This window comes from Proteiniclasticum sediminis (genome assembly GCF_018128025.1).
Lineage (GTDB): Bacteria > Bacillota > Clostridia > Clostridiales > Clostridiaceae > Proteiniclasticum > Proteiniclasticum sediminis.
This window is the reverse complement of record NZ_JAGSCS010000020.1, coordinates 1-15,509: the sequence shown is the minus strand read 5'-3', so window position 1 is coordinate 15,509 and position 15,509 is coordinate 1. Positions and strand designations below refer to the sequence as shown.

Here is a 15,509-nt window from a genome sequence, read left to right as displayed (position 1 = left end):
TTGCAGCTGTCGGTTTCAACAAATTCAGACATCCATGGAATTGTTGTTAATCTGTTAACAGCTCTTGCCATGGGATACTCTGCAGAGTTTTAGGCTCCAGATTCCCCCTCTGCGGTTGCGGAAGAAATTGAGCAAAATCTTAACCAATTATTCAACTTCCGGAATAAACATACGTTTTCAGAATCCCTAACTCCGTAAAATATCTTCACCTATTCCCTCACTATCGTATTTTCTTTTGACCGAATCGGCCTCGAGCCTAGAAATCTCCTTCCTGATCCTTCCAAAGGTATGGATCTTTCGAGAAAGCAAAGTTTCATTTGATTACGTCTTATGCATCAACTGCATAGTGTTTTGTCTTTCTTTTCTTTTTTTCCTGCTCCTTCACGGAGAAAGTTTAGAAGTTTTTGTACACATTCGGGACTGGTCATTCATTGCGCGGCTATTGAAATGAAAATCATCAGATGATATACTTGGGGACATGTTTAAAGAGGAGATGCGCCATGAAAATAGGATTTGATAACGACCTGTACCTAAAGACTCAATCGGAACACATCAAGAAGAGAATTTCCGACTTCAATAATAAGCTTTACCTGGAGTTTGGCGGAAAACTCTTTGATGACTATCATGCGTCCCGCGTTCTTCCGGGCTTTAGACCCGACAGCAAGCTGGAGATGCTCCTTCAATTGAAGGAACAAGCGGAGATCATCATTGTCATCAGCGCTGATGCCATTGAGAGCAGCAAGATTCGTGGGGACCTCGGCATCACCTATGATGATGATGTACTGCGACTCATTGACGCCTTCCGCAGCAAGGGCCTTTATGTAGGAAGTGTCGTCATCACCCAGTACTCCGGAGAAAATGCAGCGGATATTTTCCGACAGAAGCTCCATGATCTGGGGATTCAGTCCTATCTTCATTTTAAAATTGAAGGATATCCCAGCAACATCGATCACATCGTCAGCGATGAAGGCTACGGAAAAAATGAATATATTGAAACCACAAAGCCCCTGGTGGTGGTCACCGCACCGGGACCAGGCAGCGGAAAGATGGCTACCTGCCTCTCTCAGCTCTACCATGAGCACAAGCGAGGAATCCAGGCAGGTTATGCGAAGTTTGAAACCTTCCCCATCTGGAATCTTCCCCTGCGCCATCCGGTGAACATCGCCTATGAGGCGGCTACCGCTGACCTCAACGATGTCAATATGATCGATCCCTTCCATTTGGAAGCCTACGGTGTTCCCACCGTAAACTATAACCGGGATATTGAGATCTTCCCGGTCCTCAATGCCACATTTGAACTGATCATGGGGGAAAACCCCTATAAATCCCCCACCGACATGGGTGTAAATATGGCTGGCTACTGCATCACCGATGATGCCGTCTGCAATGACGCTTCTAGGCAGGAAATCATTCGCCGCTATTATCAGTGCCTTTGTGATCTGAAGAAAGGCATCGGATCCAAAGATGCCATGTATAAGCTGCAGCTTCTCATGAAGCAGGCGGGAATTTCTGAGTCCAACCGTTTGGTGATTCAGCCCACCCTTCTTCGGGAAGTGGAAACCACCCATCCTGTTGTTGGAATTGAGCTTCCGGATGGCTCCATCGTCACCGGTAAAACGTCGGATCTCCTTGGGGCCTCTGCTGCGGCTCTGCTGAACTCCATCAAGGTCCTGGGAAACATTCCCGATGAAGTGCATCTGGTGTCACCCGAAGCCATCGAACCGATTCAGACCCTGAAAACTTCCTATTTAGGCGGGAGCAATCCTCGCCTTCATACGGACGAAATACTCATTGCCTTATCCGTCACGGCCGCCCATAGCGAAACCGCCAAGTATGCCTTGGATCAGCTGCCCAAGCTCTGCGGATGCGAGCTCCATTCCTCCGTGATTCTGTCCTCCGTGGATGAGCATATCTTCAAAAAACTCGGACTGCACATCACCTGTGAACCGAAATTTGATTCCAATAAAATCTATCACAAGGCTTAAATAGCCGATCCCCGGGGTGAACAACCCCGGGGATTTCTTTTCGCAATTTTCCTAACCCTTACTTGGATCATCAAAACTTCAAACATCTGCTTAACTCATGTAAAGGGTGTCCGATATAGAAGCTATCGGTATCGGCGAGGATTTCCCGGGGTGAAGCCCTTCCCCTCTTTGCCGGATGATGATCCACTGCTTCACAATAAAGGAGACTAGGAGTAAACCATGAAATTGACCATCAAGAAAAAACTGATTCTCATTTCCAGCCTTCTGCTGATTATTCCCATACTGGTATTGGGTTCCATCAGCTATCTCAGCGCCAAATCCCAGCTAGATGACAAGGGGGAGACCATCCTGAAAAATGGTGTTCGCCAGGCCATGCAGCTCATTGATGCCAAGAAGATCGAAATCTCCCGGGGGGAGATCACCCTGGAAGAAGCTCAAGAAGAAGTCCGGGTCATCCTTCTCGGCGTAAAGGATGCAGAAGGAAAACGACCCATCAGCAAAAATATCGACTTAGGCGAACACGGGTACTTCATTGCCTATACCGGTGAAGGCATCGAAGCCATGCATCCCTCCCTGGAAGGACAGAATGTCTGGGAAGTGGAGGATAAATCCGGCAATGGATTCAAATTCGTCCAGGAACAGATCAAACTGGCAAAAAATGGCGGAGGTTTCCTCACTTACGGCTGGACGCTTCCAGGCTCCGAAAAAATTGGAACAAAAATCTCTTACCAGGAATATGATGCCGACTGGAACTGGGCTGTATCCGCCAGTGCATACAGCATTGACTTCAACCAGTCAGCCAACAGCATCCTCTACCTCATCCTGGGGGTGCTCATCGTGTCCTTGGCTGTGGGCTTTGTATCCATTCTTCTTTTCTCCAACCACATTGCCAAACCCATCAAGACCATTTCCACTTCCCTTCTGGATATGGCCAACAACAACCTCACGGTGGACAATGTCACCATCCGTAACCGCGACGAAATCGGTACTTTGGCGGAAGCGTACAATATGTTGCGCAATAACCTACACGAACTGATTCTCACGATGCAGGGATCCTCTAAAACGGTCACCGGTCTTTCCGCCTCCCTGGTGGATATTACGGACCAAACTACCCGTGCCATTAATGAAGTGACCCAAACCATTCAGGATGTGGCCAGTGCGGTACAGGAAGAAGCCCATATGACCGAATCCGCCGTTGTTAAGGTCAATGAACTGTCCAAGAGTATTGAGAGCGTGTCCCAAAGCGCCGTGGAACTGGAAACCCTGGCCCTGGACACGGAAAAAATCAGTAATGCCGGCCGTTCTGCTGTGGAGCATCTCGTAGAATCCACCACCCGGACCAATGCTTCCACCAGCCGCATCGGCGAAGTCATCGCCAAGGTCTCGGAGAGCACCGGAAAAATCCACGTTTTCACGGACACCATTACCCGTATTTCCGGACAAACTAACCTGCTGGCCCTCAACGCGTCCATTGAAGCTGCCCGTGCCGGCGATGCCGGCCGTGGATTCGCCGTGGTGGCCGATGAGATTCGCAAGCTGGCCGAGGAATCCGCCAATGCCGTACTCCAGATTCAAGCCATGATCAAGGAAATCGACGGTCATTCCTCCATTTCCGCATCCTCCATGGAGGAGCTGAAGGTTGTGGCCAAGGAGCAGACCGATTCCGTCCAGACGACCTACCATCAGTTTGAAACCATCATTCAAGGCGTTCAGCAGCTCACTGCGGTCATTGCTGGAATTCAAGGGCAAACCCGTATTATGAACGACATGAAGGAAGGCATAGTGGATGCCATGTCCGGTATCTCTGCTTCCACCGAAGAAACCTCAGCCAGCACGGAAGAAGTCTCTGCTTCGACGGAAGAACAGCTGGCAGGCATGATGGAAATCAACGAACAAACGGAGAAACTCAATATCCTGGCGAAAGAACTGGAAGCCATCATTCGGCGTTTTCAGCTCTAGCCTCTCCTAACCAATACAGCTAACTCCATGACTGGATAAAAGAAGAGGATGAGATTCCTGATTTTTCAGGGCCTCATCCTCTTCTTTCTTTTCCTCAACCGCTTCGCTTACGGCTCCGCCGAATCCTGTGCAAACCGTTTGCTCTCCGTTTGTACCAGTTCCTTGTATGGTTCCACCTCCGGCTCCCAGAGTTCAATGAGGTTTCCAAAGGGATCCGTAAATTGGGCAAACTTTCCATAAAAGACAGTTTCGATGGCCTTTGTCTCCAGCCCCAGCCCTTTCAGGTAGTCCATCATCTCTTCCAGATGATCCACCCGGAAATTGATAAGCGGCAGATTCTCCCCTTCTCTCTTAAAGGAGAGTACCATGAGCTGCTCTTCGGCAATAAACCCTGCGCCGTATGGTGACATGTCCATCCCCAAATGCTTATGGTACCAGCGGTGCAGCTCTTCTTTCGGTCCCTTGAACTCCAAAAAAACACCTCCAAGCCCCAACACTCTCGCCATCTTGACCCTCCTTTTCCTGCACATTCTGCAGACTCGTTGTTCCTTCAGCAGCAGTTCAAGACAAACCAGTAAGTAGCCTCTAAAAATACGGTACCAGAAGAAAACTTTGATGAACACTAATGCTGTCGTTTCCTCACCCCAAAGTTTGGTCCACAAAGTTCATTCTGAACCTCACATCCCTATACCCATCATACCGCCAAAAGTAAAAAAGAAGCAAGGAACTTCCCTCCCCCCACTCTCATGAGTCGGTGTTGGGGCTTCCTTGCTTTCTTTGGACTTGGGTTACCGCTGAACCCCATAGCTGCGGTGGACATCCTGGACAAAAATGATGCCGTTTCCGGGAGCATTGATGTTCAGCTTCTCGCCGATGGATTGGACAATGGCTTCTGTTTTTTCCGTTTCGGTGAGGATCAGCACAATCTCCTTTTCGAGCTCGATTTCCATGGCAAACACCTTACTGGTCTCATGGACACCGGCCCCGCGTCCGTTTAGGATGGTTCCACCCTTGGAACCGGCTTTCTCTGCGGCGCTGACCACATCCTCCGCTTTACCCTTATCGACAATAACCGTGATAATCTGCTGCATGGGCTGATTTCCTCCTTTTTTCAACTCCTCATCCTTGCAGGTGATGGTTTTAGTTCCGTATACGCTGCATATGGATGTGGTGAATACAATCCCGTGATTGGGCTTTTCAAAGTGAAACTCCTGATTCATGGCTTCCAAAGCATGGTAGGCTGTCTCGGTATCGGCGGCGAGATAGACGATCTCCTTTCGCACATCGGAAAGTCCGAGGAAGTCCAGCCACTTCCCCCGGGCTGTCCCCCTGCCTAATGTCACCGTACCACCCTTGAAACCATGGCATCGGGCAGACTTTAGCAATTTGCTCCCATACCCAAAGTTAACGATGGCACAGACCAGTTCTAAACTATTTTTCTTATGCTCCAATCTTCTCCACTCCTCCCTTCTTTGACTTCATTTTGAAGACGAGACCTAAAAGCTGCAGGGCAATCAAGGGCGTCATGGCCACCATGGCGATGATTCCAAAACCATCCACCAGGACTGCTGCCCCTTCTGTGGCTTCGGCAACCCCTTGGGCAAAGGCAAGAACAAACGTGGCGGTCATGGGTCCCGATGCCACTCCACCGGAGTCAAAGGCAATGCCGATGAAGAGTTTCGGCACCACAAACATGAGCCCCAGGGAAAGAAGGTATCCAGGAAGCAGGAAATGCCAAAGTTGCAGTCCCGGAACAAGAATCCGAACGACGGATAAGGCCACAGCGGAGGCCACCCCTATGGCCAGCGTAATCATGACCACTTTTCGCTGAACATAACCGCTGGTGACTTCTTCAATCTGATGGGTGAGGACATACACCGCAGGTTCTGCCAATATGGTCACGAGACCGAGGAGGAAAGCCACTCCGATGACGAGTCCCCGGCGATTGAGAAGAGCTAGCTCATAGCTGACGACACTGCCTACCTCCATAAACCCGGCATTAACACCAAGAAGAAAGAGGACAAGTCCAACGAAGGTGAACAGCATGCCAAAGAGGATTTTCCGAACGGCATTGACGGACATTCTGAACTTCACCTTCTGCAGGATGAGAAACAGAAGCAGGATCGGAAGAAGGGCCACAAAAACCTCCAGGGTGATCACCGGCAGTTTTGTCAGAAATGGTCCCAAGATACTTCCAGCATAGGCTTCCGCCACGGGAAGGGATCCTGTGAGCCGATCCCCTTTGGATAGGACACTCATGAGCATCACCGCGATGATGGCCCCTGCGGAAGCGATGGCCACCAGCCCGAAGCTGTCTTTTTCCGAGGATTTGCTGTCTTTCTTCAGTCGGGAGACTCCCATGGCCAAGGCCAAAATGAAGGGGACCGTCAATGCTCCAGTGGTGGCCCCAGAAGCATCAAAGGAGATGGCTAAAAACTCTGGCGACACAAACAGTGCCAACCCAAAGATGACCGTATAGACACCCAGAAGTAATTTATATAAGGGGAAATTGTAGACAATGCGGACCAAACCTACAGCGACCATCACTGCAATCCCCAATGAAACCACGATGACGAAAATATTTTTAGAGAGCAGGCCTGCGGTCACTGCACTGACCTGGCCAGCCAGAATGTGCAGATCCGGTTCTGCCACAGAAATCATGAAACCCAGGAGAAGTCCGGCGATCACCACAATCCACAGCTTATTGGATCGGGCGATGGACGACCCCATGGTATTCCCTATGGGAGTAATTCCGACATCTACACCCAAGAGAAAAATCGTCATGCCCACGATGATCAGCAAAGCCCCGAAAAGAAAACGCAAAAATACCGGCGTTTCCAGGGGCGTCACGGTGAAATGCAAAATTACCACAATCAGGGTAATGGGCAGAACCGAGGCCAAGACCTCTTTAAACTTTGAAAATAGTACACTCAAATATCATACCTCCTCTGGATCCTCAGATCCGATATCCTTAGGGCGAAGTTGTGGTCCGTTTCTGATAGCGCTGCTGATGGGATGAGGTTTTCTCAATGGCACAAACCCGGGACTCATCCTGATGGACATGATTCAAAAATAATATCCCCAATAGCAGCCGATCTCTTACCGGAATCCGGTTCCAGACATACCCCTTGAAGAGATCCTTCACGAGAAAGATTTCCCCTTCCAAAAGATTTTCTGTTTCCTGAATCGCCTGACTTAACAGTTCATTGATCAGATACATTGCACTTGCCTCCTCCACAAGGTTAACAACGTTGTTATACTTATTGTACGCAATTAATCCCCATTCCGCAACCCAAAATATGAAATGGTCCGAAGATCTTGGCTTGCCGCTCAAGAATCCGGACCATTTTTTCATTGGCTTTTCCCATCGAGCTCGATTCTTTCTTGTCTTACTTCACTTTTCGAAGGAGACTCCTTAAGATGTGTTTTTCCTCCGAAGTCAGCGCTGAAAAACTATCGTCCAGGTCCGTCAGATGCTCCGGGAAAATCCGTTCTACGATCTCGGTTCCCTTTGGGGTGATTTGAATCAGGGAGCAGCGCTGGTCCTGGGGATGAGGACCTCGCTCTACATACTCTTCCTTGACGAGATTCTGGATGACCACGGTGATATTTCCACCGGTGGACAGTACATTTTCGATGATCTCGTTCACCGTAAGGGGACCTTTGTGGTAGAGCGTTTCCAGCACAGAAAACTGGGATGTGGTCACACCGCCCTTTTTAAAGAGATCCGCGGATCGCCGATGCACAGTTTTCGTCGCCCGGGTGAGGCCGATGAGGAGCTTAAGGTTTTCGTCATTTTTCTCCCCATAGGATCTTTTGGCGTACTGGACTTTAGCCAAAGCCTCCGCTTTCACGGGTTTCTCTCGGCTCATGACCAGATCTCCGGAAGCATCCAAAGCTTTTCTCCGCTGACCGGTGTCATTCGAAGACTTCCCGCCTGAACTTTCCCTTCCCCTTCTTGGATCACCCTGTCCATGGATAGACCAAGAACTTCACTGAGTTCCTTCGTCGTCAATGGACCATGCTTCTTTACCAGCTCTTCCATGGTCGGCAGGGCTCTTTTTTCCACTTCAGGCAGCAGAAGCTTCAGGGCCTTTTCATAAGTTCCGAGAGAACGGAAGCCATTGATCAGATACGCCTTCCCCTGTTCCCCCTGGGCTTTGGGATCTTCCAGGACAAAGATCATGGTGGGGAATCCCGTGACGCCATAGGCCTGGCCTAAACGCAGATCCTCGTGGAAAGATTCGGTGGCATCAGCACCGTTGAGATCTTTCGCAAACCTTGCCAGATCCAGGCCCTCAATTTCCTTGGCGAGTTCCAGGAGGACTTCCGGACTTGCGACGACCAAACGCTCCGTCATGGTCGCTCTTCGAATTCGGCGAAGGTACTGATCCCCCAGGGTTTTCCCCTGAAGGTAGGCGGCCTTTGCCGCAATGTTGGCTGGCCAAGTGGAAAAATGCGGATCCGTGACCTTCTCCCATACCCGTTCATCAATGGGCTGCCTTGTCCGTTCCTCCACCATCCGCCAATGGGGCATCACAGCCTGGGGATTGCTGATCCCGTTGGCGGCATCGTTGAAATCGGAAAAGTCCCGAATCATGCCCCCCATGACCGTTTGTACTTCGACTTGATCCCCGTATTGTTCCATCAGCGCCAAGAGTGTGGGCTCAGATGCCCAGCACCAGGAGCAGAAGGGGTCGGTAAAATATAAAATACGTACTCTTTTTTGATTCATTTTATCCCTCTTTCTTGATTAACTGCATTGTCCTGTTTCCAAATCACACATGAGCCCTTCTCCATCATCCCAGGAAATTACTCCCAAGGGGAGTACTGGGGAAGGCTTAGGGGTGTTCAGCACTTCTGCCGCATTCACCACCAGGACTTCTCGCTCCTGTTCCAAATTTTCATTCATCCGAATCACCTCCCCATGGTTCATGTCCTGAAGCCAAGTTTCGATCATCTGGGCTTCCATTTTTTCCGGTGTGGTTAAAATTACTCTCCCGTATCCCTTTAGCCAGTGTTGGCTTCTGATGAGAATCTGTTTCCAGCGCTGCGGATGAAGGGCGATGTCCGGTCGTCGGATGAGCACCACATCAAAACGCTGATTTTCGGGGACTTCAAACTGCGATGCATCCCGGCAGTGAAAAACCGCCTGAGGCATTCGATGTCTGGCCTTGGCCAGGGAAACCTCATCCAGATCGATCCCCGTGAGCTCCGCCCCCTTTTCCAGAAGATACTCGCCTTCCCGGCAAAGTCCACAGCCCACGCTGAGGATCCGCAAAGGACGCTGCTCGGGGAGATATTTTCCCAACCAGGAAAATGAAGCATTTCCCGGTAAAGATGGGGAAGACGGATCATCCTGCCACAAGTTTCTTTCCTCCAAATCGTACTCTTTATTATAACTAATTAGTGATATCTAAAGCTAAACATGGGCGCTGCAGGCCAAAGAGTGCACTGAGCAACGCCGTAAAATTATTTTATCACTAATTAGTATTAATTTCAAGGCTTTCTCGCTGTTCTTTGCCCCAGGATTCTCCACAGGAAAAGCCCCTGGTTTTGACCTCACCAGGGGCTTTCCCATCAAGTATCCATTTACTTTTCCATGACTTCCCTGCGCTTCGCTCTGCCGTACCCCAGGAGTGCCCCCAGGATCAGACCTGCACCACCGCCAAGATATGCCCCCAGGACGCCCATGGCTTCGTAGCCCTGTTGACCCCCAAAGCGGAAACTGGTGAAAAAGTTTCCCCCAAGGAGAGCGCCCAGGATCAGCCCAAAGACAAAGCCAACAATAAGAAAGAGAACTCCTCCAAGAACTGCGTACATTATTTTTCGGATCATGCGCCTTTGCCTCCTTCCATTTCTCCCGTGGGTATGCGGTATGGGATTTCATGAGTACTCCTTAACGAATCTTCTTATGCTCATGCTACGCCCCTGAATCCTATATTTCAAGCCTTCTGCTCTTTGGACCACTGTTCATCCATGGGAGGGTTTGGCTGTCCTCCGAGAGGACAGGAAAGTAACCAAGAAAAACAAGCTTTTGATTCAGGTGGAGAATGAGCCCAGGGATTCGTCTTATTCAGCCTTCCACTCCCCTTCTAGGCTTTGCTCATCGCGGAAACCGGAAGCATCTCCAAGGCTTTTCTTCTTCGCGCCGCCTACTCCACCCGATTTTTCCCATTTCGCTTTGCTTCATAAAGCTGCTGGTCTGCCGCATGGATCAGCTCTGTGATGCTTTCTGTTTTGTATTCCCAGACCCCACCACTGAGACTGACCCGCATTCCGCTGATAAAGTCGTGCTCGGCGACGGTTTTTCGAATTCGTTCCGCGATTTTTTTCCCATCCGCCAATGTGGTATGGGGGAAGATGGCCATGAACTCTTCGCCGCCGTATCGCCCCACCAGATCCCTTTTGCGCATGGACTTTTGGAGAAGCTGTGCCACTTCCCGAAGGACCTGATCCCCGTAAATATGACCTTTCTCGTCATTGATACGCTTAAAATCATCCACATCAAACATGACAATGGTCAAGGGCGTCTTCTTCCGAAGTGCCAGAGCCATCTCGCTCTTTAAATGCTCCATGAGGGTTCGATGATTGCCAATCTTTGTCAGACTATCCACGGAAGACATTTCCGCCAGGATCAGATTTTGTGCTTCCAGTTCCATCAGCATTTCCTTTTGCTCCGTAATGTCAAAGACAATTCCAGCCAGAAACAGAGGCTTCCCCGCTTCATCCACCTGGGTGATCTTTCCGCGGTCATAATACCACTTATAATCTCCCTCTTTCGTGCGGATTCGGTACTCCACCTCATAGACCTCCGCTTCACCCTGGAGATGTTTCATCATGGCCTCCATGGTACTTTGATAATCCTCCGGATGCAGCTTATCCGTAAAAAACTGATAGGTGACAGTTTCCGGAATTTCGGTGAGGTCATACCCCAAAGCGGTTACCTTTTGGGAATCAAAAGTCACGGTATTGGTGCGAATATCCCAATACCAATGGCCCAGATTGCCCGACCAGGCAAACTCCAAGCGAGTTTCCTGTTCCTGTTCCTTCCGAAGCTCCTTGGTGAGTCGCTCCAGACTGTAAATACGCTCTATTAGCTGTTCCCTTGAAAAACCTTGATAATCCATGTTTTCTCCTTCAGCCCAAGTCTATTTTCACTTCAGCTTAGCATCATTGCCTATGCCTTTCCAATTTCCACACCCCTAAAAGTAGAACTTCCCCTTCAATCTTCTGTCTGATCCCTCCATCGGTACCGGCGTTTAATCCGAACTACCCAATCTTTGCAGTTTCAGAACATATTTCCTCCCATGGAATATGGCCCTTAAGACAGCTTCGTTAGCGATCTAAAGGGCCAATATGTTCAATTATTTTTGGGATGCCTGGAGCAGCACTTATTCCGTCTGGCTTACTCGAAAGCTAAGCCGAAATCCAGTTCCACCTCATAGGCTTTTGGTTTTTGCTTAAAGAGATATTCTCCCTTTCGGATCGATGCCAGTACCCCTGCCCGGTTTCGGATAACGTCGAAGGGACTGTCTCCGTCGAGAACGATGAAGTTGGCGTCCTTGCCGACTTCCACACCGTAACGGTCTTGGATGTTTAAGCAGCGGGCTCCATTGGTGGTGATGAGATCCAGATTGGTGCTGATTTCTGCTGGAGACATGATCTGCGCCAAGTGGATTCCATTATCCAGGATGTTCATCATATTTCCGTTTCCCATGGGATACCAGGGATCATTGATGGAATCCTGGGCAAAGGCTACATTAATCCCGGAAGCGATGAACTCTTTGACCCGGGTCAGCCCTCGACGCTTGGGATAGGTATCCTGCCGCCCCTGGAGATAGGCATTCTCCGTGGGTGGGGCGATGAAGTTCATCCTGCTCTTCTTGAAGAGGTCCAGCATGCGATACGCATAGGAGTTATCCGCGGAGCCGAAGGAGCAGGTGTGGCTCGCGGTGGTTCTCGTGCCGTAATCCTCCATGAGGACCAGGGCGTTGAGGAGCTCCACGAACCGGGCCTGGGAATCATCGGTTTCGTCACAGTGCACATCGATGAGCTTATCGTACTTCATGGCCAAGCTGACAATGTCATGGACAGATTTTTCCCCAAACTCCCGCGCCGGCTCATAGTGGGGAATCCCCCCGACCACGTCAGCGCCCATCTTCAGGGCTTCTTCCACCAGCTCGCGGCCGCCTCGGTAGGTGTACATGCCCTGCTGCGGAAAGGCCACGATTTGGATGTCCACGATATGTTTTAGTTCTTCCCGCATTTCCAGCATGGCCTTCAGTGCGGTAAACTTTGGATCGGTGACGTCGATGTGTGTTCGGATATGTTGGACGCCCTGGGAGACCTCATCGCGGATGCCCTTAAGGGCTAGTCGCTTGACGCTCTCCACGGTCAAATTCTTCTTGAACTTGGGCCACATCTCGATGGCTTCAAAGAGGGTTCCTGAACCAGCCCCTTCTTGGCCCATCTCTGAAAGGGTATAGACATAATCCAAGTGCAGATGGGGATCCACATAGGGAGCGGTCACCAGTTTTCCGCCCAGCTCAATCACTTCTTCGGCGGGCCCCAGATTATTCCCGATGCTCTTGATCACGCCATTTTCCACCAAAATTTCCCGGGCATCCTGATGCCCATAAATCACAGCATTAATAAATTTCTTCATGTTTACCTCCATTTGATTAAAGCAGATTCTCAGCGACCCTTGGGGTCTCTTCACGTTCTTTTGTTCCAAAAGGGTTCTGGACATTCATCAGCACAATGGACAAGAGCATCAAGGCGATGCCCAAGAATCCTACGCCATTGATGGTTTCGTGGAGTAAGAATACTCCGGAGAGCGTGGCGATGACCACTTCCGCCGAGGTGATGATCGTCGCTTTGGACGCATCCACATTAAGGGATAGCCCCTTGAGATAGAAGAGATTGGCCATGAGCCCCGTGGTCATGGCATTCAGCACCGCCCAGAACATAAATGTACGGTTGGACAATAGTTCCAGATGCAACCAAGGCTTGGCAAAGATCCCCATGGTCATGGTGCTGAACAGCAGCATGTAGAACGTCATGGTTTCCGGATCATCCCCGCCGGTGGCAACTTTCCCAATAATTGTGGTCAGGGCATACAAAAAGCCCGATAAAACCCCCAAGGACAATCCTAATCCGGATATGTTCAGCTCGGAAAAGTTCCCCCCGGTGACCATGAGCACACAGCCCACAAGATTGAGAACCAGGGCAAACTGCTGATGCCCCCGAAGCTTCTCTTTGAAAAAGAGCATGGCCATGACAGCGGCAAAAACAGGAGCCAGATACATGAGGATCGATGCTGTGGCGACGCCGATGAGCGTTACCGCCGTATCGTTGGCCAGCTTGAAAATTCCTTTCGTCAGGGCGCCGAGTACAATACTGTAGAGCAGTCCTTTCCGCGAAATTCTCAATCCCTTTTTCCCCTTTTTGACCAAAAGGTAAAGCAGTAAGGGCAGCAGTGCTAAAAAGTGACCTGGAAATGCGGTCATCAGGGAAGACACCCCGATCTGGCTCATTTGCGTGACGAAATAGCCGCCAAGCCCCCACAAAACGCCAGACAGAAACACCAGAAAATATCCCTTCAGGGAACTTCTCTTTTCCAAACCCAACAACCTCCTTATTTTGACGTACAGCTATAACCATAACACAAATAAAATAATTGTCAAAAAATGATACACAATTCTGTTATTATATTTTATTTCAGCAAATACTTTGATTTTCACTAGAGTATCTGAATTCTTCCTTGATTCTCATAGCGTTTCGAACGAGATCATTCGGCCTCTTGTTACCTTGAAAGTTGCTCGTTCTGTGCCTGATAAAACATTATTCCCATCCTAGAGGTTAAAGTCCAGAGCTTCCCTCATTTCCTCCCTGAAATTCTATGTTGAAGAAGGTGAATCCAAATTACCCGCGAAAAAAAGAGAGCTAACTGGACAAGCGTTTCCACTTGGTGTTCGCTCTTCTTAATTTCAAACCCAACATACTTCGCTTGTAATGAAGGGTTACATCAAACTTCCTTCCCTTGCTTACTTCATTTTGGATCTCCAAATACTGCATTCGTCCAAAAACAGCAGAAAAAGCGGTTTTTGTCTGTTTAGTTATTTGTCGCATCTTTAAGTTCCTTAATCTTTTCGAGACAATCACTGCATTTCAAACATAATCTCAATGGATAAGATTCTGATAAATTATGTTCTTTGGCAAGTGCCCATGTTGCCGGTTCCCAGTATTCATTAAGTACTCTAGGGAGTAAATTTCCAAGTTTCTTCATTTCGGAATAATTTGCGATAAAGTTCAGCTTATCCATTCTTGGAAAGGTCTCTATAGTAAAATACCCCAATGGAATAATATATTCCTCCGATAAGTCTTCAATGTTAAAGATGTCTTTTAAAGCCCAAAACCTGCCAAGCTTGCTTGTCCGTAAATAGACGGATATAATGACCATAACAACATGGGAGGACGGAAAGAGGCCCTCCCTGACTCATTTTGGACGAGTGATCAGGAAGGACCTCTTACTAAATTGATTAGCATGGTTATTGTATCAAAGTTTGAACTGGAATGGAATAGCTGTAAAGGCGTTTTTTGTCCGGAGTATGGAGAAGAGCTGCTGCCCCTTGTGCCAGGAAGCCTGTAAGGTGATCGGCAGCCGAAAACGGCAGGGGATCCGGGAAAATGGAGAACCCCTCACCCTCGTGGTGAGGCGACTTCGCTGCCAGAATCCCCAATGCCGGAAGATTCACCATGAGCTGCCGGATTTTCTTATGCCCTTCAAGCGCCACATAACCGAGACCCTCGAGAAAGTCCTCCAAGAGACCACGGAGGATGTGCCGATGGAGGACACTACCATCCGGCGAATCCGGCAGTGGTTTGCCCGGAGAGCTGACGCTCTGGTGGGCGGGTTACTCAGTGCGTATGTGGCAGCGACCGAAGACTTTGGGGTAGACTTATCCACCCTCCCCCAAGCCATACTCCCCCGGATATTTTTCTTTGTGGGTTCGTCAGCCGGATGGCTGAAAAAAGTTGTCCAAATTCTCGTCCAGACGAATCGATGGCCACAGACCCAGTTGGCCTCGGTGTCCACGATCCCTTTCCGGTAAACTCAGGGAAGAACCTGAAAAAATGGAGGGATACCATGAAAAACAAAGAAAAAGCACAAGCCATTGCCACCCAGCGGGCGCTGCTCCTAGCCCCGCTTCTTTCTGACGATCTGGACAAAGGAGAACACAAACTGCGCAAGGAAAGGATCTGTCGTGAGACAGGACTGTCCGAGCGGACGATTCGCCGCTACCTCAACGAGTACCGGACCAAGGGATTTGACGGCCTGATTCCCAAACCCCGCGTACATGGCCCTTCGGGCGTTCTTCCCCCAGAGATTGTGGAAGAGGCGATCCGGCTTCGCCGGGAAGTGCCCAGCCGAAGCGTGGCGGAGATTATCCGGATCCTGGAGTGGGAGAAGTTCATCCTCCCAGGGACGGTGAAGCGGAGCACACTGCAGGAGAAACTGCAGGAAAGAGGCTTCAGCGGAAAGCATATGGCGCTCTACGC

General features: G+C 49.7%; 16 protein-coding genes. 4 read left to right on the top strand and 12 right to left on the bottom strand.

The window, feature by feature from the left end:
* Positions 1 to 500: 500 nt before the first annotated feature.
* Positions 501 to 1,985 carry a DUF1846 domain-containing protein gene (locus tag KCG48_RS12350; RefSeq protein WP_211802512.1) on the top strand — a complete coding sequence of 495 codons (1,485 nt, stop codon included), beginning with the start codon at positions 501 to 503 and terminating at the stop codon, positions 1,983 to 1,985.
* A 219-nt stretch (positions 1,986 to 2,204) separates the two neighbouring features.
* Positions 2,205 to 3,944 carry a methyl-accepting chemotaxis protein gene (locus KCG48_RS12345; RefSeq protein WP_211802511.1) on the top strand — a complete coding sequence of 580 codons (1,740 nt, stop codon included), beginning with the start codon at positions 2,205 to 2,207 and terminating at the stop codon, positions 3,942 to 3,944.
* A gap of 107 nt (positions 3,945 to 4,051) precedes the next feature.
* On the opposite strand, the gene KCG48_RS12340 is transcribed toward KCG48_RS12345, so the two are convergent.
* From KCG48_RS12340 to KCG48_RS12285, 12 genes are all read right to left on the bottom strand, one after another.
* Positions 4,052 to 4,450 carry a VOC family protein gene (locus tag KCG48_RS12340; RefSeq protein ID WP_211802510.1) on the bottom strand — a complete coding sequence of 133 codons (399 nt, stop codon included), beginning with the start codon at positions 4,448 to 4,450 and terminating at the stop codon, positions 4,052 to 4,054.
* A gap of 282 nt (positions 4,451 to 4,732) precedes the next feature.
* Positions 4,733 to 5,395 carry a P-II family nitrogen regulator gene (locus KCG48_RS12335; RefSeq protein ID WP_211802509.1) on the bottom strand — a complete coding sequence of 221 codons (663 nt, stop codon included), beginning with the start codon at positions 5,393 to 5,395 and terminating at the stop codon, positions 4,733 to 4,735.
* Positions 5,385 to 6,878 (bottom strand): DUF1538 domain-containing protein, encoded by a 1,494-nt coding sequence (locus KCG48_RS12330; protein ID WP_211802508.1) that lies wholly within the window; start codon positions 6,876 to 6,878, stop codon positions 5,385 to 5,387. The genes KCG48_RS12335 and KCG48_RS12330 overlap by 11 nt, the downstream gene beginning before the upstream one ends.
* 37 nt (positions 6,879 to 6,915) lie before the next feature.
* Positions 6,916 to 7,164 (bottom strand): single-stranded DNA-binding protein, encoded by a 249-nt coding sequence (locus tag KCG48_RS12325; protein ID WP_211802507.1) that lies wholly within the window; start codon positions 7,162 to 7,164, stop codon positions 6,916 to 6,918.
* A gap of 169 nt (positions 7,165 to 7,333) precedes the next feature.
* The gene (locus KCG48_RS12320; RefSeq protein WP_211802506.1) at positions 7,334 to 7,816 is read right to left on the bottom strand and encodes a MarR family winged helix-turn-helix transcriptional regulator; all 483 of its coding nucleotides are present in this window, start codon (positions 7,814 to 7,816) and stop codon (positions 7,334 to 7,336) included.
* Positions 7,813 to 8,679, bottom strand: a complete 867-nt coding sequence (locus tag KCG48_RS12315) for a DsbA family protein (protein ID WP_211802505.1) — start codon at positions 8,677 to 8,679, stop codon at positions 7,813 to 7,815. Before KCG48_RS12315 ends, KCG48_RS12320 begins: the two co-directional genes overlap by 4 nt.
* 18 nt (positions 8,680 to 8,697) lie before the next feature.
* The gene (locus tag KCG48_RS12310) at positions 8,698 to 9,255 is read right to left on the bottom strand and encodes a class I SAM-dependent methyltransferase (protein WP_211802504.1); all 558 of its coding nucleotides are present in this window, start codon (positions 9,253 to 9,255) and stop codon (positions 8,698 to 8,700) included.
* Positions 9,256 to 9,536: 281 nt separating this feature from the next.
* The gene (locus KCG48_RS12305; protein WP_211802503.1) at positions 9,537 to 9,782 is read right to left on the bottom strand and encodes a hypothetical protein; all 246 of its coding nucleotides are present in this window, start codon (positions 9,780 to 9,782) and stop codon (positions 9,537 to 9,539) included.
* A 317-nt stretch (positions 9,783 to 10,099) separates the two neighbouring features.
* Positions 10,100 to 11,074 carry a sensor domain-containing diguanylate cyclase gene (locus tag KCG48_RS12300; RefSeq protein ID WP_211802502.1) on the bottom strand — a complete coding sequence of 325 codons (975 nt, stop codon included), beginning with the start codon at positions 11,072 to 11,074 and terminating at the stop codon, positions 10,100 to 10,102.
* 278 nt (positions 11,075 to 11,352) lie between these two features.
* The gene (locus KCG48_RS12295; RefSeq protein WP_211802501.1) at positions 11,353 to 12,612 is read right to left on the bottom strand and encodes an amidohydrolase family protein; all 1,260 of its coding nucleotides are present in this window, start codon (positions 12,610 to 12,612) and stop codon (positions 11,353 to 11,355) included.
* A gap of 16 nt (positions 12,613 to 12,628) precedes the next feature.
* A complete protein-coding gene (locus KCG48_RS12290; protein WP_211802500.1) occupies positions 12,629 to 13,570 on the bottom strand; it encodes a DMT family transporter in 942 nt (313 codons plus the stop codon).
* Between the two features lie 491 nt (positions 13,571 to 14,061).
* Positions 14,062 to 14,271 carry a hypothetical protein gene (locus KCG48_RS12285; RefSeq protein ID WP_211802499.1) on the bottom strand — a complete coding sequence of 70 codons (210 nt, stop codon included), beginning with the start codon at positions 14,269 to 14,271 and terminating at the stop codon, positions 14,062 to 14,064.
* 286 nt (positions 14,272 to 14,557) lie between these two features.
* Here KCG48_RS12285 and KCG48_RS12280 point away from each other — a divergent pair, with 286 nt between their 5' ends.
* Complete coding sequence (locus tag KCG48_RS12280; RefSeq protein WP_211802498.1) at positions 14,558 to 15,061, top strand: DUF6431 domain-containing protein; 504 nt, start codon at positions 14,558 to 14,560, stop codon at positions 15,059 to 15,061.
* A 35-nt stretch (positions 15,062 to 15,096) separates the two neighbouring features.
* Positions 15,097 to 15,509: helix-turn-helix domain-containing protein (locus tag KCG48_RS12275; protein WP_211802497.1), on the top strand; the 413-nt coding region annotated here is incomplete at its 3' end.